This is a genomic window from Micromonospora sp. AKA38, from assembly GCF_027925725.1.
In the GTDB taxonomy this organism is placed as follows: domain Bacteria; phylum Actinomycetota; class Actinomycetes; order Mycobacteriales; family Micromonosporaceae; genus Micromonospora.
The window spans coordinates 1,011,592-1,037,270 of sequence record NZ_BNEI01000005.1 but is presented as its reverse complement, the minus strand read 5'-3'; the positions used below and the strand labels follow the sequence as shown (position 1 = coordinate 1,037,270).

Below are 25,679 nucleotides of genomic sequence, written 5' to 3'. Positions count from 1 at the left end.
GTGACCGTCAGCACGCTCGTCGGGGCGCTCGTCGTGGGACTCGCGGTGGGCGGGCTGGGACGTCTGGCCGTCCCGGGGCGAAAGGCCGTACCGGTCTGGTTGACCCTCGCGCTCGGGGTGGCCGCCGCGCTGCTCGGCGCGATCGTGACCGGGTTGGTCGACCGACGGCCGGACGGCGCCGTGCTGGTGTCCCTGCTGGTGCAGTGCGGCTTCGCCGCCCTGGCCGTCATCCTGGCGGTGCTGGCCGCCGGCCGGCCCGGGGCGGAACGGTCCGCGCCGCCCGACCCGGGGGCCCGGCGGAAGGAGGAGGTGTGACGGTCGTACCGGCGGAACACCTGATGATGCTGATCTGCGACGCCTGCGGCGACAGCGTGACCGGCACGGGCGCCACGCTGCCGGACGCCGAGGTGGTGTGGACGCTGGTCTTCGAGCACGACTGGGTCGGTTCCCCGTTCGCCTCCGGACCGCACCACTGCCCCCGGTGCAGCGCCCGGGCGGTGGTCGCCGACGACGGGCTGGGCCTGGACGACCTGGAGCAGGTCGGGGGGCAACCGGCCGCGCCGGAGACGGACTCCGCCGAGGCGGTACGCCGGGCGCTGACCGACCGGCACGTCCGGGGCGAGCGGGTGCTGGTCGACCTCGCCGGCCTGGAGGTGATCGACTCCGTCGGCCTCGGCCTGCTGGTCCGCGCGCACCAGGAAGCCCGGCGGGACGGGCGGCGGCTGTGCCTGGTGGCGCCGTCGCGGTTCGTGCTGACCGTGTTGCACACCATGCGGCTCGACGGCGTGTTCTCCGTCGTCGACGACCGCGTCCCGGCGTCGGGTGCCGCACCCGACCCGAGGTCATGAGCGAGCAGAAGGAGCCTCCCGCAGTGATGATGCCCTGGCCGTACCCCGATTTCCCGTTCGCCGGCGACGGGCCGGAGCCCGACGGCGCGGACGTGCGGCTGGCCTCCCTGGTCGCCCAGCGGCTCAGCGCCGACTGGACCACCCGGCGGCAGCAGATCACGGTCACCGTGCAGAACCGGGTGGTCATCCTCGCCGGCCTGGTCGCCGATCCGGAGACCCGCCGGGTCGCCGCCGAGCTGGCCTGGGACGTGCCCGGCGTGTTCGACGTCTGCAACGCGCTGCGGCTGTACGGCGGGCGACGCTCCCGGCGCTGATCCGCCGGTTGCACGTATCGGCGTACGCCTCTACCCTCTGCGTGGGAGCGCTCCCCAGGCCGCCACGTCGGGCTTTCCGGGCAGGTTGACGACGGGCATCGTCCGATCACCACCCACCAGATGGGACCTTCCCGCATGTTCTCGACTTCCCGCCCGTCCCGGCGGCATCTGCTCGTCGGCGGCGCGGTCGGCGCGCTCGCCCTGGCGGCGACCGCCGTCATGCCGACGACGGACGCGATGGCGGCGACCGGCTGCGCCGTCACCTACACCACCAACTCCTGGCAGGGCGGCTTCACCGCAAACGTGACCGTGAAGAACCTGGGCGACCCGGTGAGCAACTGGACGCTGGGCTTCAGCTTCCCCGACGGCGGCCAGCGGGTGGTGCAGGGCTGGTCGGCCACCTGGCAGCAGAGCGGCGCCGCGGTGACCGCGCGCAGCCTGGACTACAACGGCGCGCTCGGCACCGGCGCCAGCACCACCGTCGGCTTCAACGGCTCGTGGACCGGGTCGAACCCGAACCCGACCTCGTTCACGCTCAACGGCACGGTCTGCACCGGCGGCACGAGCACCCCGCCGCCCACCACGCCGCCGCCGACCACTCCCCCGCCGACCACCCCGCCACCGCCCACCGGCACCACGCCGGTCGCGATCAACGGGCAGTTGCGGGTCTGCGGGGTCAACCTCTGCAACCAGTACGGCCGCCCGATCCAACTGCGCGGCATGAGCACGCACGGGTTGCAGTGGTTCGCCAACTGCTACACCGACGCCTCGCTCACCGCGCTCGCCGACGACTGGCAGGCCGACCTGCTGCGCATCGCGATGTACGTGCAGGAGCAGGGCTACGAGACGAACCCGGCCGCCTTCACCAACCAGGTGAACACGCTCGTCGACAAGGCCGAGGCCCGGGGCATGTACGCGCTCATCGACTTCCACACGCTGACGCCCGGTGACCCGACCTACAACCTGGACCGGGCCAAGACGTTCTTCGCCAACGTGTCGGCGCGCAACGCGGCCAAGAAGAACGTCATCTACGAGATCACCAACGAGCCCAACGGGGTGAGCTGGTCGACCATCCGCAACTACGCCGAGCAGGTCATCCCGGTGATCCGGGCGAACGACCCGGACGCCGTGATCATCGTCGGCACCCGGGGCTGGTCCTCGCTCGGCGTGTCCGACGGCGGCAACTCCGACGAGATCGTCAACAACCCGGTCCGGGCGGAGAACATCATGTACACGTTCCACTTCTACGCCGCGTCGCACAAGGACAACTACCGCAACGAGGTGCAGCGGGCCGCCGCCCGGCTGCCGCTGTTCGTCACCGAGTTCGGCACGGTGACCTACACCGGTGACGGCGCGGTCGACACGGCCAGCAGCAACGCCTGGCTCGACCTGCTCGACCGGCTGAAGATCAGCTACGCCAACTGGACGTTCTCGGACGCGCCCGAGGGCAGCGCGGCGCTGCGGCCGGGCACCTGCGCGGCGGGGAACTTCACCGGCACGGCGGTGCTGACCGAGTCCGGCGCGTACCTGCGCAACCGGATCCGTACCCCGGACAACTTCCCCACCTCCTGACCGGGCGGCCGGCGGCGGCCCTCCCCCCTTCGGGCCGCCGCCGGCCCGCCCCCGCCCGGGCCGTAGCGTGAGCACATGACGCCGACCGCGACCGTGCTGCTGGTCTTCGGCCGGGGGGTGGTGGCCGACGACCACGGTTACCGGCTCACCGCCGAGGGTGTCGCCCGCACCCGGGCCGCCGTCGCGTACGTCCGTGCCCACGCGGCCGAGTTCCGGGCCGCTCCCGACGCGCGGGTGGTGTTCACCGGCGGCTGGCCGCACGGGCCGGCCGGGGCGCCGGACCCGCCGGCGGGCTGCCGGGAGGGTGAGCTGATGCGGGCGCTCGCCCGCGACGCCGGCCTCGACGCGTACGCCCGGCTGGACGCCGAGACACGCTCCCGCACCACGTTGCAGAACCTCGCGCTCACCGTCCAGGACGGACTGCTCGGCGCGGCCGGGTTCACCCCCGCCCATCCGCTCGGGCTGGTCTCCCATCCGTGGCACCTGCCCCGCATCCGGCTGCTCGCCGCGCGGGCGCTCGGGCTGCGCGGCGCGCAGTTGCTGGACGTGCCGGTGACCGGCCCGGACGCGGTGCCGGCCGGACGTGAACGGGCGGCCCGGGTGGCCTGCCGGATCGGCTATCTGGGCCTGCGTACCCCGGAGGCGCTGTTGCGCCGCGAACGTGGGCTGACCCGCGCCGCCCACCGGGTGGAACGGCTGCTCGGCACGCGGGGATTCGCGGCCCGACGCGCGGGGTAGAACGCTCGTCGATCCACCCGGCGGGCCGCGCCGGCGGACGACGCCACCCCGGGAGGTTCCGTGATCGTGCTGGTGCCGGTGTACCGGCCGGGTGACCGGCTGCCGCCGCTCGTCACCGACCTGACCGCCGCGTTGCCCGGGGCGTCCGTGCTGGTCGTCGACGACGGCAGCGGCCCGGACGCCGCCGCGGTGCTCGCCGACGCCCGTGCCCGGGGCGCGACCGTGCTGCGCCGCCGGGTCAACCGGGGCAAGGGCGTGGTGCTGCGCACCGGTTTCCGGTACGCCCTGACGCACCGCCCGGGCGACGACGTGGTCTGTGTGGACGCCGACGGCCAGCACCTGGTCTCCGATGTGGTCCGGGTGGTCGACCGGATGCGGGACACCGGCGCCCAGACGCTGGGGGTGCGCCGGTTCGACGGCGAGGTCCCGGCCCGCAGCCGGTTCGGCAACGCCGCGACCCGGGCCGCGTTCCGGCTGGCCACCGGCCGGGACGTGCGGGACACCCAGACCGGTCTGCGCGCCTACCCGGCCGGGCTGCTGCACCGGCTCACCACGGTCCCCGGCGACCGCTTCGAGTACGAGATGAACGTGTTGCTGGACGCCGTCCGGGCCGGGTTGCCGATCGAGCAGGTCGACATCGCCACCCGCTACCACGCCGGCAACTCGGGATCGCACTTCTCCGCGCTCGCCGACTCGGTCCGGATCTACCGCCCCCTGGTCGGCTTCGCCGCCGCGCGGGCGCTCTCGCTCGTCCCAGCGGGGGTGGACGCGTCCGGCGAGCGCGCGGCGACGGCCGACCCGGCCCCCGCCCGGACGCGCTGAGCCGGCGGCGGCCGGAGATCCCGAGCCGGAGGGGCGGCCGGCGCGTGCCGGCCGCCCCGGGCCCGGTCAGGGATAGCTGACCACGTTGACCGGCACGGTGTTCGTGCCCTGTGCCGGGCCACCGGTGTCGTTGATGACGTGGGTGATCGACCCGTTACCGCCCAGCGAGACGGTGAGCAGGTCGTGGAACCGCACACCGGCCCGGGTCGGGGCCTCGAAGGCGTGGTAGGCGGCGATGGTCGGATCCACGTTGAAGTAGCAGTAGCTGCCCATCCCCCAGCCCTCGAACGACGTGACCGAGTCGGCGACCTTGAACGCCGCGTACCCGACCCGGGAACCGTTCGTCCAGGCGGCGGCGTTCGGCGGGTCGTACGGCAGCTCGTTCTGGAAGAAGATGGTGCGCCCGTTCTCGCCGTTCCAGATCACCTCGTGCTTCTGGTAGTGCTCGACGAAGAGCCCGAGCGCGGTGACGTTGTCGCCGTTGACGATCAGGCCGGTGTCGGCGGTGTTCACCGTCCAGCCGATGCCGGTGCCGTGGTCGCCCCGCCAGGCCCAGATGTGGTCGATCAGCGCGTCGTCCTGGTTGACCACCAGGCTGGTGGTCGCCTTTCCGGCGTGCGCGCCACCGATGCGGAAGAACACGTCCTGCACGGAGGTGGGGTCGGCGGTGTGGCGGGCCGCCGAGCCGGCGGGGCCGACCTGCAACAGCACCGGCGAGTTCACCGCGCCGGCGTCGAACAGCAGCCCGGCGAGCCGGACCCCGTCGACGTCGGCGACCGTCATCGGCACCACGCCGTTCTGCGGCACCAGCGTCGGGTAGCCGATGCCGAGCACGACCGTGCCGGGCCGGTTGACCGCGATGGTCTGGTCGACGGCGTAGACGCCGGGCGTGAACAGCAGGTTCAGCCCCTGGGCCAGCGCGGTGTTGATGGTGGCCGCCGAGTCACCGGGCTTCGCCACGTAGAACTGGCTCAGCGGGATCGAGGTGCCGGGCGTGGCGCCGCCCAGCCAGGACGCGCCGACCGCGTTGGTCCGGGTGGACGGCACGAACACCTGGTACGCGCCGCCGCTGTCGAGGTAGAGGTAGGGCACGTCGCGGCTGACCGGGGTCTGCGCCAGCGTGGTGTACGGCGGGTTCGGGAAGCTGGTCGCGGGCGCGCCGACCACGCCGGAGTTGGTCACGTTCCAGACCGCGTTGAGGTAGCCGCCCACGTTGCTGTCCCTGGTGTACCACTGCTGCTGGGAGTACGGCTGGACCACACCGGTCACCCGGCTGTCCGCGATGTAGCCACCGCTGGCCCAGCCGTAGCCGTTCGGGGCCAGGTTCAGGTCGCCCTGGATGTCCATCCGGCGGAACGGCGCGGCCTGCGACACCGCCCAGCGGGTGAACCCGGCCGACGGGAAGACCTGCATGTTCGACGCCGAGCGCCAGAAGTTCTGGGTGGCGTTGCCGCCGAACCAGCCGGCGTCGACCGTGACGTCGCCGTGGATGCGCACGTCACCGGGGTTCCGGCCGAGCCCCATGATCGAGGTGTAGAAGCCGATCTGCGCGTTGATGCCGGAGTAGTCGCCCGGCTTGAACATCAGCGCGTACCGCTCGGTGCCGAACTGGTTCGACTCCTGGGTGCGGAAGACGGCGTCGAGCTGGGTCTGGATGGTGGCGGCAGACATCGACGGATCGAACGTGAGCACGTTGGGCCCGAGCGGTCCGCCGCCGGGCACGGTGCCGCCGCCGGTGGTGTTGACGACGAGTTCCCAGAGCGAGTAGCCGTAGCCGGTGGCCCGCGCCGTGCCGTACACCCGTAGGTAGCGGCCGGAACCGCTGACGGTCACCGCGTCGGTGCCGCCGTCGCCGCTGGTGGTGCCGTAGACCGAGGTCCAGGTGGTGCCGTCGGTCGAGGTCTGGAGCTGGTACGACCGCGCGTACGCGGCCTCCCAGGTCAGCACCACCCGGCAGAGGGTGCGCACGCTGCCCAGATCGACCCGGAGCCACTGCGGGTCGGCGGCGGCGCTGGCCCAGCGGGTGCCCGGGTTGCCGTCGACCGCCGCCGAGGCGGGGGTGCCGGCGTTCTCGGTCGACGAGGCGGTGGCCGGCCGGCCCTGGGCCGCGTTCGTCGCGGTGTCGCAGCCGCTGCCGCCGCCGGTGGTGCCGTAGACCTGGAACTCCCAGAGCGAGTAGCCGTAGGCGGTGGCCCGCGCGGTGCCGTACATCCGCACGTAGCGGCCGGTGCCGCTGACCGTCAGGTCGTCGGTGCCGCCGTCGCCGTTCGTGGTGCTGAACACGGTGGTCCAGGTGGTGCCGTCGGTGGAGGTCTGCACCTGGTATGCCCGCGCGTACGCCCCCTCCCAGGTCAGGCTGACCCGGGAGACGGTGGCGGTCGCGCCGAGGTCGACCTGGATCCACTGGGGATCGGCGAACGCGCTGGACCAGCGGGTGCCGGTGTTGCCGTCGGTGGCGTTGGACGCCGGACTGCCGGCGTTCTCGGTCGAGGAGGCGGTGGTGGGCCGGCCCTGGGACAGCAGCGGGTCGGCGGCGCGGGCCGGCCCCGCCGGGGCGGTCAGCGCTCCGGCGGCGAGCAGCGCGGCCAGCGCGGCGAGCAGCCGGCGGACCGGCCGGCGGCGGACGGGCGGAAGGGGTGACATGGGCAGCTCCGGGACGGGTGGAGTGCGGGGAACGGGCACGGGCGTGCCAGGGTGGCCGCCCGTGCGGTGGACCATCCCCGCACGCAGTGGCGCATGTCAATTCCCGGCAACGACTTCCCCTGCTTTTTTCGCACCTTGTGAAAAGTCCGGAACAAAGCAGCGGTCGCGTCCTCACCCGGTCGCGGTCACCGCCGCCGCGACCCGCCGGACCCGGTCCGGGTGGGTGAGCACGTCGACGTTGTCGACGTACTGGTCCACCGCCCCGACCGGTGGCCGCTCGCGCAGCTCCGGGTCGTCGATCGCCGCGCGCAGCGCCTCGACGAACCGCCCCGCGTGCAGCACCAGGAACGGTCGGTCGTGGAACGGACGGGCGGTCGGGTCCACGGGCGCGGCCAGCCCGGCGTCGTTGGTCCAGGCCGCCACCGTCTCCAGGGCCCGTACCAGACCGGCCTGCCGGGCCGGCCAGTCGCCGGGCCCGAGCGCGACCGCCAGCGCGTCCCGGACCGGCGCCGCCGCCGGCAGACCGGCGAAGACCGTGCCGAGCCACTTCGGGTACGGCGGCCAGCGGCGGTGCAGCACCAGGCCGAGGCGCATCAGGTCGCGGGCCAGCCCGGCGACGACGATCCGGCTGCCCAGGTCGTCGCCGACCTCGGCGCACCGGCCGGCCAGGTGCTCGGCCTGCGCCACCCGCTGCCAGCCGGCCAGCAGCACGTGCCGCCACACGTCGTCCGGGTACCACGCCAACCGCGCGCGGACGGCGGTGAGCGCCCCGTCCAGCCCGTCGTGAAACACCGCGCCCCCGGTCAGCTCGGCGAGCCGCTGCGTCGGCGTGGCCAGCCAGTCCGCCGCCGTCAGGCCGGCCCGCGGATCGACGCCCAGCCGGTCCCGCAACCACGCCCCGAGCTCGTCGACGCTCACCCCGTGCCGGTCACCGTCCGCCCGGACCACCCCGAGCCGGACCGTCGGGCCACCGGCGAACCGGGCCGGCCAGCCGAGGAACTCCCCCGGCAGCTCCGCGTCGAGCACCGCACGCACCTCGGGCACCCGCGCCGCGTCCGCCACGAACACCTGGGTACGCGGACCCCAGTCGTGGTCGGTGGAGCGGGGCGTGTCGAGGCCGAACAGCTCGGAGCCTCCGTCGAGCAGGCCGGCGGCGTACCGCAGGCCGGGCAGTCGGCGGGCCAGCAGCGGGGCCACCACCTCGTCGTGGAACCGGCGGGCCAGGATCAGACCGGGTACGAAGCTCACCGGGCCAGTCTGCGCGCACCGGCGCTCGCCGGGCCGCCCGTTTTCGGCCCACGGGTGCGTCCCCCACCTCGTCGGTGGGCTGTGCCACCCTGGTCGGCGTGGCACACCGACCCCCGATCCTGCTGATCGACTCCCCCAGCCTCTACTTCCGCGCCTACTTCGGCATTCCCGAGTCGGCCGCGAAGACGGGCGACGGCCAGCCGGTCAACGCCGTACGCGGCTTTCTCGACATGCTCGCCCAACTGGTGCGCACCCGCCGGCCGGACCGGATGATCTGCACGCTGGACCACGACTGGCGGCCGGCCTGGCGGGTGGAGCTGCTGCCGTCGTACAAGGCGCACCGGGTCGCGCCGCAGGGCGGCGAGGTCGTGCCGGACACGCTCTCCCCGCAGGTGCCGATGATCCTCGAGGTGCTCGACGCGCTCGGCGTCCCGGCTGTCGGCGCGACCGGCTACGAGGCCGACGACGTGTTGGGCACGCTCTCGGTGACCCAGCCGGGGCCGGTCGAGGTGGTCTCCGGCGACCGCGACCTGTTCCAGCTCGTCGACGACGACCACCCGACACGTCTGCTCTACGTCGGGCGGGGCGTGGCCAAGCTGGACGACTGCGACGACGCCGCGGTGCGGGCCCGCTACGGCGTGCCCGCCGACCGGTACGCCGACTTCGCCGCGCTGCGCGGCGACCCGAGCGACGGCCTGCCGGGCGTTCCCGGGGTGGGTGAGAAGACCGCCGCCCGGTTGATCGACCGTTACGGCGGCCTCGACGGCATCCTGGCCGCGCTCGACGATCCCGCTTCCGGCTTCGCGCCGGGCCTGCGCGGCAAGCTCGACGCCGCCCGCGACTACCTGGCCGTGGCGCCCAAGGTGGTCCGCGTCGCCACCGACGTGCCGCTGCCCGAGCTGGACCCGACGCTGCCGACGTCCCCGGCCGACCCGGACCGACTGCTCGACCTGGCGCAGCGCTGGAACCTGGCCGGCTCCTGCCGACGCCTGGTCGACGCGCTCGCCACCCCCCGCCCCTGACCCACCCCTCCCGCCCCGCGCCGTTTGACGGAAAGAGTGGCCATTCCGAGCGGGATGGCCACTCTTTTCGTGAAACAGCGCGGGGCGGGGGCTGGTCAGGGGCGTCGGTCGGTGTTGCGGCGGGAGGGGAACTGCGCGCCTGGCTGGGCCAGCGTCGACCGGGCCCGCAGGCCGACCGGGTCCGGCGTCGCGGGGGGCGGTGTCGAGGAGGCCGGTGCCGACCGGGCGCGCAGGCCCACCGGGTCCGGCGCCGGTTCGGCCTCGGCCACCGGCGACGCGCCGTCCAGCCGTGCCGCCACGTACGCGGCACCGGCCCGGTCGTCGTCGGACGGCGCGGCGAGCAACGCGTAGACCAGCCCGACCACGCCGAAGACCACCGCGAGCACGATCGGCACCAGCAGGCCGCTGACCTCGGTGCCGCCGGTGGCCACGCCCCGGCCCTCGTGCAGGTGCACCGACAGCGCGCTCATGCCGGTGAAGTGCATGCCGTTCACGGCGATGCCCATGACCAGCGCGGAGGCGATGATGGCGACGCCGCGCCGGACGGTCATCGCCAGCCAGAGCGCCACCGTGGCGGCCACCAGCGCGATCACCACGGAGACCGTCACCCGCAGCGGGTCGTAGCCGAGCGTGCCGTCCAGCCGCATCGCCGCCATGCCGGTGTAGTGCATGGCGGCCACCCCGGCGCCGGTGAAGAAGCCGCCGGCGAGCAGCCGGGTCGCGGTGAGCCGGCCGGTGCCCACGACGGCCAGGCCGATGCCGACCGCGCCCATCGCGATCACCGTGCTGGCGGCGGTCAGCGGCACGTCGTAGCGGATCCGGGTGCCGGTGACCGCGAAGCCGAGCATGGCCATGAAGTGCATCGCCCAGATGGCGGTGCCGCCCAACGCCCAGGCGGCGAGCAGACCCCACCAGGCCCGCTGGCCGGCGCCGGTGGCGGTCCGGATCCGCCCCGCGCAGACCAGTCCGAGCGCCGAGCCGAGCACGGACAGCGCGTAGCTGAGCGCGGGTGTGATCCACCCGTACTCGAAATGATTGATCTCGCCCACGGTGACCTTCCCCCGATCCGCTGCCGACGCGTGACCCGACGCGCCCTGGCAATGATCCGGCAGCGTCTGACCAGGCATGACGGCGGCCCCCTCATGTTCGAGGGGTGCCGTCGCGACGACGCAGCGATGCGTCGATTTCCTTCCGGCGGTGACCGAAAGTGATCGTCAGGCGGAGGCGTGATAGGCCAGGACGCCCCGGTTCACGGCCGAGATCGCCTGCCGCGCGGTGGACCGCAGCCCGGTCGACGCGCCGCCCGAGTCGGCGAGCTGGCCGAGCAGGTCGACCACCTGCCGGGCCCACCGGACGAAGTCGCCGGCCGGCATCTCGCCGTCGATCTGGTGCCCGCTGGCGAGCACCTTGGCCAACGCCTCCCCGCGCGCCCACCGGTAGATCGGCCAGGCGAAGCCGAGATCCGGCTCGCGGGTGACGGCCAGGCCGCGGGCCGCCTCGTCCGCCTCGATGTCGCCCCACAGCTTCAGCGTCTCGTCGACCGCGTCGCCGACCGCGCCGCGCGGCAGCGACGCCCGCTCGTCGACGTCCCGCCGGGCCTCGAAGACCACCACCGACACGGCGGCGGCCAGCTCGGCCGGGGACAGCCCGTCCCACACCCGGCGGCGCAGGCACTCGGCGACCAGCAGGTCGGCCTCGGTCCAGATCCGGGCCAGCATCCGGCCGGCGTCGGTGACCTCACCGTCGGGGGCGAGGTAGCCGCGCGCGGTCAGCAGCGCCACGATCCGGTCGAACGTCCGGGCCAGGGAGCCCGTCCGCCCGCTGACCCGCTGCCGCAGCTCCTCGGTGTCGCGCTCCAACCGGCGGCGGCGCTCCGCCCAGCGGGCGTGCTCCTCCCGGTCGGGGCAGGCGTGGCAGGGATGCCCGCGCAGCTCGACGCGGAGCTGGCTGAGCCGGTGGTCCTCCCCCACCGCCTGGCGGGACCGCCCGCCGCGCCGGCCGCCGTGCCGGTCCAGCCCGGTGCCGCTGACCGCGGCGGCCAGGTCGCGCCGGGCCGCCGGGGACCGGTGGTTGAAGTGCTTCGGGACCCGGATCCGGGTGAGCACCTCGGCCGGGGTGGTGAAGTCGCCGGGGCTGACCCGGCCGGCCCAGCGGTCCTGGGTGAGCACCAGCGGGCGCGGCTCCCCGAACCCACCGGTCGCCGGGTCGAGGACCACGGCCAGGCCGGCCCGCCGCCCGGACGGCACCCGGATCACGTCACCGACCCGCAGCCGCTCCAGCGACGCGACGGCCGCCGCCTTGCGCTGGGTCTGCCCCTGCCGGGCGATGGCCCGCTCCCGGTCGGCGATCGCCACCCGCAGCGCGAAGTACGCGTCGAAGTCGCCCTGGTGGCAGGTCGCCTCCGCGCCGTACGCCTCGATCGTCTCGGTGTTGCGCTGCACCTGCCGCGCCAGGCCGACCACCGAGCGGTCCGCCTGGAACTGGGCGAACGAGGACTCCAGCAGCTCCCGGGCGGGCGCCGCGCCGACGCTGCCGACCAGGTTGACGGCCATGTTGTAGGACGGCCGGAAGCTGGACCGCAGCGGATAGGTGCGGGTGGAGGCGAGGCCGGCCACGTGCCGGGGGTCGGTCTCCGGCGACCAGACCACCACCGCGTGCCCCTCCACGTCGATGCCCCGCCGGCCGGCCCGGCCGGTGAGCTGGGTGTACTCCCCCGGGGTGAGGTCGACGTGGGCCTCACCGTTGAACTTGACCAGGCGCTCCAGCACCACGCAGCGGGCCGGCATGTTGATGCCCAGCGCGAGCGTCTCGGTGGCGAAGACGGCCTTGACCAGGCCGCGGACGAACAGCTCCTCGACGACCTCCTTGAACGCGGGCAGCATGCCGGCGTGGTGGGCGGCCAGCCCACGCTCCAGCCCGTCGAGCCACTCCCAGTAGCCCAGCACGGACAGGTCCTCACCCGGGATCGCGGTGACCTTGGACTCGACCACGCGGCGGATCTCGGCGCGCTCGTCGGGCGAGGTCAGCCGCAGCCCGGCGGCGAGGCACTGCTGCACGGCGGCGTCGCAGCCGGCCCGGCTGAAGATGAACAGGATGGCCGGGAGCAGCCCCTCCCGGTCGAGCCGGTCGACGATGTCCGGGCGCATCGGGCCCCGCCAGCGGGGGCCACGCCGCCCGCCGCCGGGGCCGGCGCTGCGTCCCTCACCCAGTTCCAGCCGGCGCACCGTGTCCCGGGTGTGACGCAGCAGCTCGGGGTGGACGTCGTGCTTGCGGGCCGCGTCGGCGTCGTGGAACAGGTCGAACATGCGCTTGCCGACCAGCATGTGCTGCCAGAGCGGCACCGGCCGGTGCTCGGAGACCACCACCGCGGTCTCGCCGCGCACGGTGACCAGCCAGTCGGCGAACTCCTCGGCGTTGGAGACGGTGGCCGACAGCGAGACCAGGGTCACCGACTCCGGCAGGTGGATGATCACCTCTTCCCACACGCCGCCCCGGAACCGGTCGGCCAGGTAGTGCACCTCGTCCATCACCACGTAGGCGAGGCCCTCGAGCGTGGCCGAGCCGGCGTAGAGCATGTTGCGCAGCACCTCGGTGGTCATCACCACCACGGGCGCGTCCCCGTTGATCGCGTTGTCGCCGGTGAGCAGGCCGACCTGCGCGACGCCGTAGCGGTCGACCAGGTCGTGGTACTTCTGGTTGGACAGCGCCTTGATCGGCGTGGTGTAGAAGCACTTGCGCCGCACCGCCGGCCCGTCACCACCAGGGGTGCCGCGCAGCGCCAGGTGCACGGCGAACTCGCCCACCACCGTCTTGCCGGCGCCGGTGGGCGCGCAGACCAGCACGCCGCTGCCCCGCTCCAGGGCCTCGCACGCCTCCCGCTGGAAGTCGTCGAGGTCGAACCCGAGATCGCGGGAGAATTCGTCCAGGGCCGGGAAGGCGGAGGCCTGCGCGGCCCGGCGGCGCGCCGCGGCGTACCGCTCGGCGGGGCTCGACATGCATCCAAGATTAATCGGTACCGCCGACGACCACCGGTCAAGGCCGTCCGGCAGGGCCGTCGGAGCGGGTCGGTAGGGTGCACGACGTGCCGGACCGTACCGAACTGCCCCACGCCTCGCGCGGCGCCGACGACGCCGTCCGCCCGAGCCCGTCCCGCCGGCCCGTGGAGGCGGTGCTCTTCGACTTCCACGGCACCCTCGCCCAGGTGGAGGAGCCGCTGGCCTGGGTGCGCGCCGCCGCGGCCGCCTGCGGGGTCGAACTGGACCGGATCAAGGCCACCTCGCTCGCCGACCGGCTGCTCACCGCCGGCCGGGCCGGCGGTCCGCTGCCGGCCCGGGTGCCGCCCCGGCTGGCCGAGCTGTGGGCCGACCGCGACCTCTACCCGCACGCCCACCGGGAGGCCTACACCGGGCTGGCCGAGACCGTCGACGCCGGCATCGACGGGCTCGCCGACGCGCTCTACGAGCGGGTGCTGGTGCCCGAGGGCTGGCTGCCGTACCCGGACACCGCGCCGGTGCTCGGCGCGCTGCGGGCCGCCGGGGTCAAGGTGGCGGTGGTCAGCAACATCGGCTTCGACCTGCGACCACTCTTCACCGCCTGGGACCTGGACGCGCTTGTCGACGCGTACGCGCTGTCGTACGAGGTGGGGCGCTGCAAGCCGGACCCGGGCATCTTCCTGCGGGCCTGCGGGCTGCTCGGCGTCGACCCGGAGCACACGCTGATGGTGGGCGACACCCCGGCCGACGCCGGCGCGGTGGCGGCCGGCTGCGGCGTGCTGGTGCTGCCGTGCGCCGAGCCCGGCCGGCCGAACGGGCTGGGCGCGGTGCTCGACCTGGCCGGCATCCGGTGACCGGCCACGCGTCGGGTCGTCAAGCTGGCCGCGCGGCGGAGCGTCGGGCCGGCCGCCCGGCGGAGCACCGGGGCCGACGTGCCCGACCCGATGTCCGGCATGCCGGCTGAGGTCAGCGGCGGCACCGCCCGGCACCCCCTACCGCCGGGCCGGCTCGGTGGGGTGGCGCTGGTGCTCGGTGGGGCGTTGTCCGTGCAGTTCGGCTCCGCGCTGGCCGCGTCGTTGTTCCCGCGTACCGGGGTGGCCGGGGCGGTCACGCTGCGGCTCACTCTCGGCGCGCTGCTGATGCTCGTCGTGTGCCGGCCCCGGCTGCGCGGGCACCGGCGCGGCGACTGGGCCGCCGTGGTCGCGTTCGGGCTGGCCCTGGCCGGCATGAACTCGATCTTCTACCAGGCGATCGAACGGATCCCGCTCGGGCCGGCCGTGACGCTGGAGGTGCTCGGACCGTTGGCTCTCTCCGTGGTCGGGGCGCGCCGGGTCGCCGCGTGGTGCTGGGCCGGGCTGGCGCTGGCCGGCGTCGCCCTGCTCGGGCAGGGCGGCTTCGACCGGCTGGACCCCGTCGGCGCGGCGCTGGCGCTGGCGGCGGGCACGATGTGGGCGGCGTACATCGTCTGCTCGGCCCGGGTCGGCGCGCGGTTCCCCCGGGCCGACGGGCTGGCCCTGGCCCTCACCGTGGCGGCGCTTGTCACCCTGCCGATCGGGCTGGTCGACGCGGGCGGTCGGCTGACCCACCCGGCGGTGCTGGGGCTCGGCGCCGGGCTGGCGCTGCTCGCCTCGGTGCTGCCGTACAGCCTGGAGCTGGCGGCGCTGCGGCGGCTGCCCACCGCCACGTTCGCGGTGCTGATGAGCCTCGGACCGGCGATCGCCGCGCTGGCCGGCTGGCTGGTGCTCGGTCAGGCGCTGCACCCGGTCGAGGTGCTCGCCATCGCGCTGGTGGTGGCCGCGAGCGCGGGCGCGGTCCGCGCCGCCGCCCCACCACCGGCCGTGGTCAGCGCAGCAGCCGCAGCGCCGCCGGCACGGCGGTGACGGTCACCGGCAACGGGAACGCCCGCTCGCCGTCCACGTACGTGGTGATGCCGTCGGCGACCAACTCCACCGTCCGCGCCCGGTAGGTCCGCACCAGCGGGTGCGTGACGTGGGTGCCCCGGTAGATGCGGGGCTTGACCCGCATCAGCGTGCGCCTGTCGAAGCGACCGCCCACCACCACGTCCAGCAGCCCGTCGGTCGGGTCGGCGTCCGGGCAGATCCGCATGCCGCCGCCGTAGCTGGCCGCGTTGCCGACCGCGACCAGCACCGCGTCCACCTCGTGCGGCACGCCGTCGAGGGTGAGCCGGTAGCGGCGGGGGCGCAGCCGGGCCAGCTCGACCAGGATCGCCAGGTCGTAGCGGCGCCGACCGCGCGGCCAGCGCATCCGGTTGGCCCGCTCGTTGACGATCGCGTCGAAGCCGGCCGCGAGCACCGCACCGAACCAACGGTCGTCGTCGCCGGGCCGGGACAGCCGGGCCAGGTCCACCGGGCGGGTCCGGCCGGCGGCCAGCGCGGCGGCGATCACGTCGACGGCGGCGAGCGGGTCGGCCGGGTAGCCGGTGTCCACCGCGAAGTCGTTGCCGGTGCCGGCCGGGACCGGCCCGAACGGCACCGCCGTGCCGGCGACCGCCTGCACCGCACGGTGCACGGTGCCGTCGCCGCCGACCGAGACCAGCGCCCCGGCGCCGCCGGCCACCGCGGCGTGGCACGCCGCCTCCGCCTCCCCGGCGGTACGCGCGCGCAGCAGCTCCACAGGGCGGCCGGCGGCACCGAGGCGCGCCAGGACCTCCGGCAGCAGGCCCCGGTGCCGGCCCCGGGCGGCGGTCGGGTTGGCGAGCACGGCCACCGGGCCGGGCGGAACATGATCGGGCGCGGTCACGGCGAGCACGGTACGACACCGGGCGCACCGCCCACCAGGGGAGACACCGACGTCGGTGATCGACGGGGCCGCGGCGCGAACGACCGTACGGCATACTCCGCGCCATGCGTTCCCGCACGCTGATCGCCGTCCTCGCCCCGTTCGCGCTGGCCCCGTTCGTGCTGGCCGCCGGGCTGTGGTGGGCGCACCGGCCGGGCGAGACGCCCTGGCACGACAGCGCGGTCGCCGACGCGACCGAGACGGTCGACCGGCTGGAGAGCCGGTTCGATGTCGACCACCTCTACCAGGCCGACGAGTTCGTGCACGCCGCCGGGCAGGAGGAGGCGGTGGAGGTGCTCCAGGTGCGCGGCGAGACGCACTGGCAGACCGGGGTGACGTTGGTGCTGCGGGTGACCGGGCACGGCGTCGGCGTCAACGACTGGGGCGAGCGGGTCGAGGGCACCGAGCCGGTCTGCTTCCGGCTGAACCTCGGCCCCGAACGGGACGACCGCGACGACGACATCGACTGCCCCACCGGCGACCCGCTGCCGGTCCCCCGGGACCCGTCCCTCACCGGCGTCGACGCCCGGCTCCGGGCGGCGCTCACCCGGTCCGGCCCCGACGAGGCCGCGGTCCGTGCCGCCGTGGCCGGCCTGGAACTCGACCCGGCCGTGCGGCAGGAGATCGCTGTGCGGGGCGGCACGGTCGGCGTGGCGCTGCGGGCCAGCCAGTACGACTGCCTACTCGCCCGCGTCGGCCCGACGGGCGCCGCCGAGACGTGGCGGCCCTCCCACGTCCAGCTCGCCCCCGGTGAGCTGAGCTGTTCCGCCGGGCTGGCGTTGAGCAGCCAGTTCGGCCACTCCGTCCGCTGACCGGCGACACGACGACGGCGCCCGGCACGGAGCCGGACGCCGTCGGAAGGGCGCTGTCAGGGCAGGTCGACCGGGCGCAGCACCCGGTCCACCGCGTGGGCGATCTGCTTGTTGCCCTTGTTGATGTCGTAACGGACCACCCGCGCGTCACGGTCGTTGGTGTCCGCGTCGACCAGGCGCACCTGCTTGCCGTACCAGCAGTGCCGCACGTCGACCTCGACGGAGGCGCCGAGCGCGGTCGACAGCTCCGCGCCGTCGGCCTTCAGCGCCGCCTTCCGGTCGATCGTGGCGCCCGGCACCACGTGGTAGAGCAGCACGTTCTCCACGGTGTCCACACCCAGGCCGGCGACCCCGTCGAACGCGGCCTTCTCGCTCGGCAGCGTGCGCGCGTGGGTGATGTCGCGGACCAGCTCGCGGAACGCGTAGTCGTTCGGCACGAACGCGGTCAGCGCGACCGTGCCGTCGGTGAGCACCTTCACCGGCGAGTTCGGCTTCGCCTCCAACACGGTCAGGACCGCCTTGGTGAGCACGTCGAAGTCCCGCGCGTTGCGGTCGAAGCCGCTCTTGTCGGCGGTGAGCACCGCGGCCAGCGAACGCGTACCGGGCTGCTTCGCGCCGGCCTGGGCGGGCGCGGCGGCGACGGCGGTGGCCACCGCCGCGGCCGTGGCACCCACGGCCAGCCGGGCGGCGAGACGAGCGATGTTCATCGGGGAGCCTTTCGTCGAGGCGACCAGGTCCGTGACTGTCGTCACGACCCTTGCTTCGCCCGCACCGTCCCCGATGGATGCACCCGCGTCGCAACTCCTCCGATCAGCGCACCACCAGCCGCCTGCTCACCGACGGCACCCCGTCGCCCTTGACCTTGAGCGTCCAGTTCCCGGCCGCGCCCAGGGCCACCACCGTCTCGGCGGTGCCGTTCGGCTCCGCCTTCAGCTCGGCGATCCGCTTGCCGTCCGGATTGAGCACGTACAGCGTCCGGGCACCGGCGGTCTTGTTGGTCACCTTCAGCGAGAGCTTCTCGCCGGGCTCGGCGATCAGCCCGTCCGCGCCGGTGAGCGTGTCACCGGTCAGCTCGATGGCGACCGCCCGGTCGTACGCGGTCTCGGCCGCGGCGCTGGCCACGTTCCCGTCGTCGGAGACGGTGATCCGGGTCCGCACCCCGTCGCCCTGCCGGCCCGGCTTGCAGGCCACCTCGTAGGAGCCGGTGGCGAGCGTGGCGCGCAGGTCGCCGCTGCGGCCCGCCGGCACGTCGGCCACCTCGGCGATCACCTTGGTGAAGCCGTCGCCCTCCCGTCCGTAGACGTAGACGCCGGTGGCCTGCTGCCCCCGGTTGGTCACGGTGAAGGTCACCGTGCCGGGGGTGAACAGCGTGGTGGTGACCTCGCAGCTGGTGTCGGTGGCGGTCACCGGGACCTGCTCGCCCTTCGGCGCGGGCTCGTCGTCGCCGCAGGCGGTCAGCGCGGTGGCGGCACAGAGGACGGTCAGGACGGCGGCGGTACGGCTTTTCATCGGGGCTCTCCGGAGCGGAGGTCAGCGCGCTGACCGGGACGGGGCGTGGGACTCGGCGAAGTCAGCAGAGTCTAAGCGGGCCGGCGGCGGCGGCAAGGCCCGAGGGCGACTCGAATGTGCAGCCGCGCGCCGGCCCGGCATGATGGGCGGCATGCGTCTGGTCTCCCTGCTCCCGTCCGCCACCGAGATCGTCTACGCGCTGGGCCTCGGCGACGACCTGGTCGGGGTGACGTTCGAGTGTGAGGTGCCGCCGTCGTACCGGGCCGGCGTCACGGTGGTGGTGGGTGGTCGGGACACCCGCGGCATGAGCCCCGGTGAGATCGACGCGTACGTCCGGGAACGGGTCGCCGCCGGCGACGACCTGTACACGTTGCACGCCGGCGCGCTGGCCGGGTTGGACCCGGACCTGATCCTCACCCAGGACCTGTGCCGGGTCTGCGCGCTGCCGTCCGGCCGGGTGGCCGACGCCGTCGACCATCTCGGCGCGCGGGCGGAGGTGCTGTCGCTCGACCCGTACACGCTCGACGACGTGCTGGGCACGATCCGCGCGGTGGGCGCGGCGGCCCGGGTGCCGGACCGCGCCGAGGCCCTGGTGGACGGCCTGCGCGCCCGGCTGGCGGCGATCCGGTCGGCGGTCGCCGGCCGGCCCCGGCGGCGGGTCGCCGTGGTCGAGTGGGTGGACCCGCCGTTCGGCGCCGGGCACTGGATCCCGGACCTGGTGGACGTCGCCGGCGGCGAGCCGGTGGCCACCAGTGCGGGGGCCCGGTCCACGCCGACGACCTGGGCGGAGCTGCGTGCCGCCGAGCCGGAGGTGGTGCTGGTCGCGCCGTGCGGCTTCCGGCTGGACGGGGCCGCCGACCAGGCCGGCGCGGTGGCCGGGCACTTCCCGGGCGCGGAGGTCTGGGCGGTGGACGCGGACGCGCTCATCGTGCGGGCCGGTCCCCGCCTGGTCGACGGCGCCGAGGCGATCGCCGCGATCCTGCACCCCGACGCCGTCGCGCCGCTGTCCCCCACCGCCGCCCGCCGGGTGGCCTGAGCCCCGATCCACCCCATCTCCCGCAACGGGCGAACGCCGCCCCCGAGCAGCGGGGACGGCGTTCGGGACGAGCGGAAGGGTCAGGTCATGTCGTCGTAGCGGCGCTCGATCGGCGCCGGCGCGGCGACCGGCTCGGGGGCCGCGACCGGGGCGGACGCCTCGATCCGGGCGCCGGTCGGCACCGGCTCGTCGGACAGGTCCAGCGGCGACACCTCGTCGTCGTCGATGCCTGCGTAGACCTCGCGCCCACGTCCACGCCGTTTGTCGTTGAGGAACGCCAACCCCACCGCGCCGAAGTAGAGCGCGGAGAGGCAGAACGCCAGCGCCGTCATGCCGAACGGGTCCGGCGTCGGCGTGACCACCGCGGAGAACGCGAAGAACACGAAGATCGCCACACGCCACCAGCTCAGCAGCCGCTTCGCGCTGGCCAGGCCGACGAAGTTGAGCATCAGCACGATCAGCGGGAACTCGAACGCCACCCCGAACAGCAGGATCAGGTTGGTGACAAACCCGATGTAGCGGGTGATGTCGAGCGTGGTGGTGACGTCACCGCCGCCGGAGACGTCGAGCAGGAACTCCAGGCCCTTGGAGGTGACGAAGAACGCCAGCACCGCACCGGCCGCGAACAGCGGCGCCGCCAGGGCGGTAAAGAAGTAGGCGTAGCGCCGCTCGTGTCGGTGCAGGCCAGGCGCGATGAACGCCCAGAGCTGGTAGAGCCAGATCGGTGCCGCGATGATCAGGCCGACCCAGAGGGAGACCTTCATCTGCAGCAGGAACAGGTCGGCGGGACCGAGCTGCACGAAGTTGCAGTCGCCGTTGATCAATCGCGCCTTGGGCAGGTCGCAGTAGGGCTTCTGCAGCAGGTGCATCACCGGCCCGGACAGCCAGACGCCGAAGCCGAAGCCGAACAGGATCGCCAGTGAGGCCCGGAACAGGCGGTTACGCAGCTCGCGGATGTGCTCGATGAGCGTCATCGAGCCGTCGGCGGCGCGCGCGAACGTGCTCGGCCCGCGCTTCTTCAACCCGAAGGCCACGGTGATGAGGCCCCTTCGGATCAGTTCTCGCGGACGCGCTGCACCGGGTCGACCGGCGGGGCGACCGGCTGCTGCGGCTGCGGAGCATACTGCTGCTGGGGCTGCGCGTACTGCTGCTGGCCCTGGACCGGCTGCTGCGGCGGGAGAGGCTGGTAGGCGGCCTGCGCGTCGGCCTTCTCGGCCAGGTCACGGTCGTCGTCGTGCAGGCTCTTCGTCTCGGCCTTGATGATCCGCAGCGAACGGCCCAGCGAGCGGGCCGCGTCCGGGAGCCGCTTCGCGCCGAACAGCAGGATCAGCACGACCACGAGTACGGCGATGTGCCACGGCTTGAGGGCACCCATGGGAAGCTCCAGTCGCTCTGTGTCGGTGGTGAGGTGGGTCGCCGCCCATCGTACGTGCGTCGCAGCGGCTTGCCACCCCTGCCGGGCCCGCTGGTGCCGACCCGGTCGGTGAAGTCTCGGCCAACCCGAAGTGTCCCGTCAACCACCCGTCCCGGCGCATTCGGGTGGGAAACGGCACGCGTCGATCACTACTCCCCGCGCTTGGCCTTGATCAACGTGATCCGCTCCTGCGCGACGGTCGCCCGCTCCTGGAGCGCCTCGGCCCGCGCCTGCAACTCCTCGGCGGCCGAGCGCAGCGACTCCGCCTCGACGGCCCGGCGCTGCAACGCCACCGCCGACCGGCGCAGCCGGGACAGCCGGGCCACCACCGGGCGGACCGCCAGGGCCAGCACGACCAGCGCGAACAGCACGACCCCGAGCACGATCCACATCACCACGCGGTCAGCCTATCGGGTGACGCCGGTGGCCGCCGGATCGGCGGTGCCGGTCGGGACCGCGTACGCGTCCAGCGCGGCGACCGCCTGCGCGCGGACCTGCTCGGCCAGCTCGGCCGGGGCCACCACGGTCGCGTCCGGGCCCAGCCCGAGCACGAACCGGCGGGCCCAGCCGAGGTCGGTGACCCGCAGCGACACCAGCCACTGCTCGCCGTCGGCCTCGACCCGCTCGCACGGATAGTATTCGGTGATCCACCGCTCGCCCCGGCCGATCCGCAGCGTGATCAACGGCAGGTCGGCCGACGGCCGGAACACGCCGTCCCGCAGGTCGTGCGGGCGGGCCTGCGGCGGCACCACGGCCCGCTCCGGCAGCTCGGTGACCGCGTCGATCCGGTCGGCCCGGAACAGCCGGACCGCCTCGGCGCGGCGGCACCACGCCTCCACGTACGCGCGGCCGCCCACCGACAGCATCCGCAACGGGTCGATGGTGCGTTCGGTGGACTCGTCCCGCGCCGGCGTGTAGTAGGTGATCCGCAGCGCGCGGCCCCGCTCGACCGCGGCGCGCAGCTCCCGCACCCGGTCGGTGTCGCCGGGCAGCAGCACCTCCACCGGCGCGCCGCCCAGGTCACCGGCCGCGCTCTCGATCTTCGCCAGGGCCCGCTCCACCGCCTCCCGGTTGGCCACCCCGGGCGTCTCGGCGAGCATCCGCAGCGCCACCACCAGGGCCAACGCCTCGTCGGGGGTGAGCCGCAGCGGCCGGTCGATGCCGGCGTCGTAGGTGATCGTCACCCGGTCACCGTCGAACGCCATGTCGATCAGGTCACCGGGGCCGTAACCCGGCAGCCCGCACACCCAGAGCAGCTCCAGATCCTCCCGGAGCTGCCGCTCGGTCACGCCGAGGTCGTGCGCCGCCTCGGCGATCTCGATGCCGGGCCGGGCCAGCAGGTAGGGCACCAGGTTCAGCAGCCGGGCCAGCCGGTCGGCCGAGGCACGGCCGGCGCGGGCCGCCGCCGGCCGGGTCACCGGGCACCCCCGGCCACCGCCAGCTCGTCGTGCCGGGCCGCGACCTCCTTCAACCGTTGGATGACCGCCTCCCGGACCTCCGGCGGCTCCAGCACCCGCACGTCCGGGCCGTACCCGACGATCTGGCCGGCCAGGAACTCGGCGTCGGCGTACGGCAGCACCAGCCGGTCCCCGTCCGGCCCGGCGTGGCTCTCCACCGCCCAGCGGCGCAGTCCGGCGGCGCGGCCCGGCGTGACCAGCACGGTCGCCCGGCCGGTGCGCTCCACCGGCCCCGACCAGCGGGCCACGTGACTGATCAGGTCCACCCCGGCGGGCGGCTGGTAGGCCCCCGGCTCGCCGGTCGCCCGGACCGCGCCGACGACCCGGGAGAGCCGGAAGCAGCGGGTCGCCGCCCGGTCCAGGTCGTGACCGACCACGTACCACCGGCCGCGCCAGCACACCACGCCCCACGGCTGCACCCGGCGGCGGGTCGGCGCGTCCCGGTCCGGCACCCGGTAGTCGAAGGCGACCTCCCGGCGGTCCCGCGCGGCGGCGGTCAGCGGCGCGAACGCCGGGTCGACCGTCACCATCGGCTCCAGACCCAGGGTGGCCTGCGGGTCCACGTCGATGCCGGCGGCGCGCAGCTTCGCCAGCCCCGACGAGGCGGCGGCGGCCAGGCCGGCGTGCTGCCACAGCCGGGCCGCGATGCCCACCGCGGCGGCCTCGTCCGGTTCGAGCGGGATGTCGGGCAGCGCGTACTCCCGGTGGGCGATCCGGTAGCCCGGCTCGGCGTCGAAGACGCTTGCCGTGCCGGTCTCCAGCGGCACGCCCAGCTCCCGCAGCTCGGCCTTGTCGCGCTCGAACTTGCGCTGGAACGCCTCGTGGTCCTTGGCGTCGTCCGGGTCGTGCTCGTAGCCGGGCACGGTCGCGGCGATCTGGGCGGCGGTCAGGAAACGCCGCGTCGACAGCAGGCAGATCACCAGGTTGACCAGGCGTTCGGTACGGGTCCGGGACACGTACCGAACGCTAGCAGCCCGCGCGTCCGACGCGGGCACCCACGCGGGCGCGGCGCGCGGTCACCACCCGAGCGGCCCCTCCCGCCTCACCGCGCGGCCCCTCCGGACCGGCCATAGGGTGAGCCCATGGCGGAACCGGAAGTCAAGACCGAGAGCGTCGGCACCGTCGTGGTGGCCGGCGCGGCCAACCTCGCCATCGCGATCGCCAAGCTGGTCGCGGGCCTGCTCTCCGGCTCCGCGGCGATGCTCTCCGAGGCCGCCCACTCGGTCGCCGACACCACCACCGAGGTGCTGCTCTACCTGGCGCTGCGTCGCGGCGCGCGGCCCGCCGACCCCCGGCACCCGTTCGGGTACGGCAAGGAGAGCTACGTCTGGGCGTTCCTCGCCGCGCTGTTCACGTTCGTGGCCGGCGCCGGTTTCGCCATCACCCACGGCGTCACCACCATCCTCGTGCACGAACACACCGGCGACTACCTGGTCGCGTACGTGGTGCTGGCGATCTCGTTCGCCATCGAGTCGGTGTCGCTGGCCCGGGCCGTCCGGCAGGTGCGCGGCGAATCCCGGCGCTGGCGCACCACTCCCCGCCGCTACCTGCGGCTCACCGCCGACACCACGGTCAAGGCGGTCTTCCTGGAGGACAGCGCCGCGCTGATCGGCCTGCTCATCGCCGCCGCCGGGCTCACCCTGTCCCACCTCACCGGCGACGAACTCTACGACGGCGTCGCCTCCATCCTCATCGGCGTGCTGCTGCTGGTGGTCGCCGCGATCCTGGCCCACAGCAACATCTCGCTGCTGGTCGGCCGCGCCGTCTCGGAACGCACCCACCGGCAGATCGAGCAGGAGCTGGCCGCGCTGCCGACGGTCGACCGGGTCGACACGCTGATGACCATGTTCCTCGGCCCGGAGGACATCCTCGTCGCCGCCAAGGTCGACTTCCGCGACGACGCCACCGGCGCAGAGATCGAGGCCGCCGCCGACGAGGCGGAACGCCGACTCACCGGGCGGTTCCCGGAGATCGCGTACGTCTTCCTCGACCCCACCCGGTCCCGCGCCACCGGCCGGCGCGCCCGGACCACCCAGGACGAACCCGGTCGACCCGTCGACCAGGACGCCTGACCCGGCCGTCGCCCGCCCCGCCGCCGGCCGATAGGTTGCCGGTCATGGTGCGATGGCGGTCCGGCACGGTCACGACGGTACGACGACGGTGGGCCGGCGCCGTGGAACTCGACGTCGACCTGCCCGACGGTGCCCGGATGCGGGCCCTGGCCTACCCGGCGCTGGTCGGCGACCCGGCGCCCGGCGACCGCGTGCTGCTCAACGCCGGCGCGCTGCTGATGGGCCTCGGCACCGGCGGTTACGCCCTGGTCGTCGCGCTGCCCGACCGGCTCCCCGCCGACCCGCCGCAGGCCGGCGACAGCCGCGACGCCGGGCACCTCGTCAAGGCCCGCTACACGCCGCTGCAACCGATCCTGCTCGGCGTCGACGAGGAAGCCTCCCCGCACCACCACCGGCTGGCCACCGCCGAGTCCGTCGACGGCATGCCGGTGGTCACCGCCGACCTGCACTCCGCCCTGCCGGCGATCCTGGCCGGCGTGCACGCCGACGCCCCGCACGCCCGGGTCGCGTACCTGCTCACCGACGGCGGCGCGCTGCCCGCCTGGTTCTCCCGGACCCTCGCCGGCCTCGCCGGCCACCTCGCCGGCACGGTCAGCGTCGGCCAGGCGTTCGGCGGCGACCTGGAAGCCAGCACGCTGCACAGCGGCCTGCTCGCCGCCCGGCACGTGCTCCACGCCGACCTGGCGATCGTCGCCCAGGGGCCGGGCAACCTCGGCACCGGCACCCGCTGGGGCTTCTCCGGCGTCGCCGTCGGTGAGGCCGTCAACGCGGTCGCCACGCTGGGCGGACGCCCGGTCGGCTCACTGCGGATCTCCGACGCCGATCCCCGCCCCCGGCACCGCGGCGTCTCCCACCACAGCCTCACCGCGTACGGCCGGGTCGCGCTGGCCCCCGCGGAGCTGGTCGTGCCCGACGGCCTCGACCCGGAACTGGCGGCGGACGTGACGGCGGCGCTGGCACCACTCGCGGACCGGCATCGCGTCGTCACCGTGCCCACCGACGGCCTCGACGCGGCGCTGCGCGCCAGCCCGGTCGGGCTCTCGACGATGGGCCGCGGCCTCGATGCCGAGCACGCCTACTTCGTGGCCGCCGCCGCCGCCGGCCGGTACGCCGCCGGCCTGCTCGGCTGAGCCACCCCGCCGGCCCGGCCTCAGCCGAAGAAGACGATCAGCCCGATCCAGGCCGCCACGATCACCACCAGCGCGACCGCCATCGCCCACGTCGGCACCTTGTGGTCGCCGCGGCGGTTGCGCGCGATCTCGGCGCGGATCTTCTCCCGCCGCCGGTCGATCCAGTTGAGTTTCTCGGCGCCGCCGTCCCGCTCGCGGCCGGAGGTCTGGCCGCGCTCGCGGCCCTGCGGTTCGGAAGTGTCCATGGCCGG

26 protein-coding genes are annotated in these 25,679 nt (G+C 74.5%); 13 read left to right on the top strand and 13 right to left on the bottom strand.

Annotated elements, in window-relative coordinates; genetic code table 11:
• The 6 genes from TPA0908_RS22090 to TPA0908_RS22065 all read left to right on the top strand — a co-directional run bounded on the left by TPA0908_RS22090 (position 1) and on the right by TPA0908_RS22065 (position 4,294).
• Positions 1-315 carry a hypothetical protein gene (locus TPA0908_RS22090; protein ID WP_281940797.1) on the top strand — a complete coding sequence of 105 codons (315 nt, stop codon included), beginning with the start codon at positions 1-3 and terminating at the stop codon, positions 313-315.
• Complete coding sequence (locus TPA0908_RS22085; RefSeq protein WP_281940796.1) at positions 312-848, top strand: STAS domain-containing protein; 537 nt, start codon at positions 312-314, stop codon at positions 846-848. Before TPA0908_RS22090 ends, TPA0908_RS22085 begins: the two co-directional genes overlap by 4 nt.
• 23 nt (positions 849-871) lie before the next feature.
• Positions 872-1,162 (top strand): BON domain-containing protein, encoded by a 291-nt coding sequence (locus TPA0908_RS22080; protein ID WP_281942650.1) that lies wholly within the window; start codon positions 872-874, stop codon positions 1,160-1,162.
• A 135-nt stretch (positions 1,163-1,297) separates the two neighbouring features.
• The gene (locus TPA0908_RS22075; protein WP_281940794.1) at positions 1,298-2,734 is read left to right on the top strand and encodes a cellulase family glycosylhydrolase; all 1,437 of its coding nucleotides are present in this window, start codon (positions 1,298-1,300) and stop codon (positions 2,732-2,734) included.
• A gap of 75 nt (positions 2,735-2,809) precedes the next feature.
• Positions 2,810-3,472: a YdcF family protein gene (locus tag TPA0908_RS22070; RefSeq protein WP_281940793.1), complete on the top strand. Its 663-nt coding sequence runs from the start codon at positions 2,810-2,812 to the stop codon at positions 3,470-3,472.
• A 60-nt stretch (positions 3,473-3,532) separates the two neighbouring features.
• A complete protein-coding gene (locus TPA0908_RS22065; protein ID WP_281940791.1) occupies positions 3,533-4,294 on the top strand; it encodes a glycosyltransferase family 2 protein in 762 nt (253 codons plus the stop codon).
• Between the two features lie 66 nt (positions 4,295-4,360).
• Here TPA0908_RS22065 and TPA0908_RS22060 read toward each other — a convergent pair whose 3' ends face one another.
• Complete coding sequence (locus TPA0908_RS22060; RefSeq protein WP_281940790.1) at positions 4,361-6,937, bottom strand: discoidin domain-containing protein; 2,577 nt, start codon at positions 6,935-6,937, stop codon at positions 4,361-4,363.
• Between the two features lie 171 nt (positions 6,938-7,108).
• Positions 7,109-8,185 carry a DUF4037 domain-containing protein gene (locus TPA0908_RS22055; protein WP_281940789.1) on the bottom strand — a complete coding sequence of 359 codons (1,077 nt, stop codon included), beginning with the start codon at positions 8,183-8,185 and terminating at the stop codon, positions 7,109-7,111.
• A 98-nt stretch (positions 8,186-8,283) separates the two neighbouring features.
• On the opposite strand from TPA0908_RS22055, the gene TPA0908_RS22050 reads away from it, so the two are divergent.
• Positions 8,284-9,207 (top strand): 5'-3' exonuclease, encoded by a 924-nt coding sequence (locus TPA0908_RS22050; protein ID WP_281940787.1) that lies wholly within the window; start codon positions 8,284-8,286, stop codon positions 9,205-9,207.
• 95 nt (positions 9,208-9,302) lie between these two features.
• Here the strand turns inward: TPA0908_RS22050 and TPA0908_RS22045 are convergent, their stop codons facing one another.
• Both TPA0908_RS22045 and TPA0908_RS22040 read right to left on the bottom strand, forming a co-directional pair.
• On the bottom strand, positions 9,303-10,256 hold the full coding sequence (locus TPA0908_RS22045) for an MHYT domain-containing protein (protein ID WP_281940786.1): 954 nt from the start codon (positions 10,254-10,256) through the stop codon (positions 9,303-9,305).
• A 165-nt stretch (positions 10,257-10,421) separates the two neighbouring features.
• Positions 10,422-13,202: a DEAD/DEAH box helicase gene (locus TPA0908_RS22040; RefSeq protein ID WP_281940785.1), complete on the bottom strand. Its 2,781-nt coding sequence runs from the start codon at positions 13,200-13,202 to the stop codon at positions 10,422-10,424.
• Between the two features lie 86 nt (positions 13,203-13,288).
• Here TPA0908_RS22040 and TPA0908_RS22035 point away from each other — a divergent pair, with 86 nt between their 5' ends.
• Both TPA0908_RS22035 and TPA0908_RS22030 read left to right on the top strand, forming a co-directional pair.
• Positions 13,289-14,053 (top strand): HAD family hydrolase, encoded by a 765-nt coding sequence (locus tag TPA0908_RS22035; protein WP_281940783.1) that lies wholly within the window; start codon positions 13,289-13,291, stop codon positions 14,051-14,053.
• A gap of 99 nt (positions 14,054-14,152) precedes the next feature.
• Positions 14,153-15,079: an EamA family transporter gene (locus tag TPA0908_RS22030; protein ID WP_281940782.1), complete on the top strand. Its 927-nt coding sequence runs from the start codon at positions 14,153-14,155 to the stop codon at positions 15,077-15,079.
• On the opposite strand, the gene TPA0908_RS22025 is transcribed toward TPA0908_RS22030, so the two are convergent.
• Positions 15,042-15,968 carry a diacylglycerol kinase gene (locus TPA0908_RS22025; protein ID WP_281940781.1) on the bottom strand — a complete coding sequence of 309 codons (927 nt, stop codon included), beginning with the start codon at positions 15,966-15,968 and terminating at the stop codon, positions 15,042-15,044. The two genes, TPA0908_RS22030 and TPA0908_RS22025, sit on opposite strands and share 38 nt — an antisense overlap.
• Positions 15,969-16,063: 95 nt before the next feature.
• Here TPA0908_RS22025 and TPA0908_RS22020 point away from each other — a divergent pair, with 95 nt between their 5' ends.
• On the top strand, positions 16,064-16,810 hold the full coding sequence (locus TPA0908_RS22020) for a hypothetical protein (protein WP_281940780.1): 747 nt from the start codon (positions 16,064-16,066) through the stop codon (positions 16,808-16,810).
• A gap of 56 nt (positions 16,811-16,866) precedes the next feature.
• Here TPA0908_RS22020 and TPA0908_RS22015 read toward each other — a convergent pair whose 3' ends face one another.
• Complete coding sequence (locus TPA0908_RS22015; RefSeq protein WP_107155602.1) at positions 16,867-17,517, bottom strand: fasciclin domain-containing protein; 651 nt, start codon at positions 17,515-17,517, stop codon at positions 16,867-16,869.
• A gap of 103 nt (positions 17,518-17,620) precedes the next feature.
• The gene (locus TPA0908_RS22010; RefSeq protein WP_281940779.1) at positions 17,621-18,319 is read right to left on the bottom strand and encodes a hypothetical protein; all 699 of its coding nucleotides are present in this window, start codon (positions 18,317-18,319) and stop codon (positions 17,621-17,623) included.
• A 151-nt stretch (positions 18,320-18,470) separates the two neighbouring features.
• On the opposite strand from TPA0908_RS22010, the gene TPA0908_RS22005 reads away from it, so the two are divergent.
• Positions 18,471-19,355 (top strand): ABC transporter substrate-binding protein, encoded by an 885-nt coding sequence (locus TPA0908_RS22005; protein ID WP_281940778.1) that lies wholly within the window; start codon positions 18,471-18,473, stop codon positions 19,353-19,355.
• A gap of 80 nt (positions 19,356-19,435) precedes the next feature.
• Here the strand turns inward: TPA0908_RS22005 and tatC are convergent, their stop codons facing one another.
• The 5 genes from tatC to TPA0908_RS21980 form a co-directional block, all read right to left on the bottom strand.
• Positions 19,436-20,389, bottom strand: coding sequence for a twin-arginine translocase subunit TatC (tatC, locus tag TPA0908_RS22000; protein ID WP_281940776.1), 954 nt, complete (start codon positions 20,387-20,389; stop codon positions 19,436-19,438).
• A gap of 20 nt (positions 20,390-20,409) precedes the next feature.
• A complete protein-coding gene (gene tatA, locus TPA0908_RS21995; protein WP_281940775.1) occupies positions 20,410-20,730 on the bottom strand; it encodes a Sec-independent protein translocase subunit TatA in 321 nt (106 codons plus the stop codon).
• A 188-nt stretch (positions 20,731-20,918) separates the two neighbouring features.
• The gene (locus tag TPA0908_RS21990; RefSeq protein ID WP_374709255.1) at positions 20,919-21,161 is read right to left on the bottom strand and encodes a hypothetical protein; all 243 of its coding nucleotides are present in this window, start codon (positions 21,159-21,161) and stop codon (positions 20,919-20,921) included.
• 15 nt (positions 21,162-21,176) lie between these two features.
• Positions 21,177-22,187, bottom strand: coding sequence for a helix-turn-helix transcriptional regulator (locus tag TPA0908_RS21985; protein ID WP_281940773.1), 1,011 nt, complete (start codon positions 22,185-22,187; stop codon positions 21,177-21,179).
• Complete coding sequence (locus tag TPA0908_RS21980) at positions 22,184-23,182, bottom strand: helix-turn-helix transcriptional regulator (protein WP_281940772.1); 999 nt, start codon at positions 23,180-23,182, stop codon at positions 22,184-22,186. The genes TPA0908_RS21985 and TPA0908_RS21980 overlap by 4 nt, the downstream gene beginning before the upstream one ends.
• Positions 23,183-23,308: 126 nt before the next feature.
• Here TPA0908_RS21980 and TPA0908_RS21975 point away from each other — a divergent pair, with 126 nt between their 5' ends.
• Complete coding sequence (locus TPA0908_RS21975; RefSeq protein ID WP_281940770.1) at positions 23,309-24,298, top strand: cation diffusion facilitator family transporter; 990 nt, start codon at positions 23,309-23,311, stop codon at positions 24,296-24,298.
• Between the two features lie 44 nt (positions 24,299-24,342).
• Complete coding sequence (locus tag TPA0908_RS21970; protein ID WP_281940768.1) at positions 24,343-25,428, top strand: DUF3866 family protein; 1,086 nt, start codon at positions 24,343-24,345, stop codon at positions 25,426-25,428.
• 20 nt (positions 25,429-25,448) lie between these two features.
• Here TPA0908_RS21970 and TPA0908_RS21965 read toward each other — a convergent pair whose 3' ends face one another.
• Entirely contained in the window at positions 25,449-25,673 is a 225-nt protein-coding gene (locus tag TPA0908_RS21965) for a hypothetical protein (RefSeq protein WP_281940766.1), read from the bottom strand.
• Between the last annotated feature and the right edge of the window lie 6 nt (positions 25,674-25,679).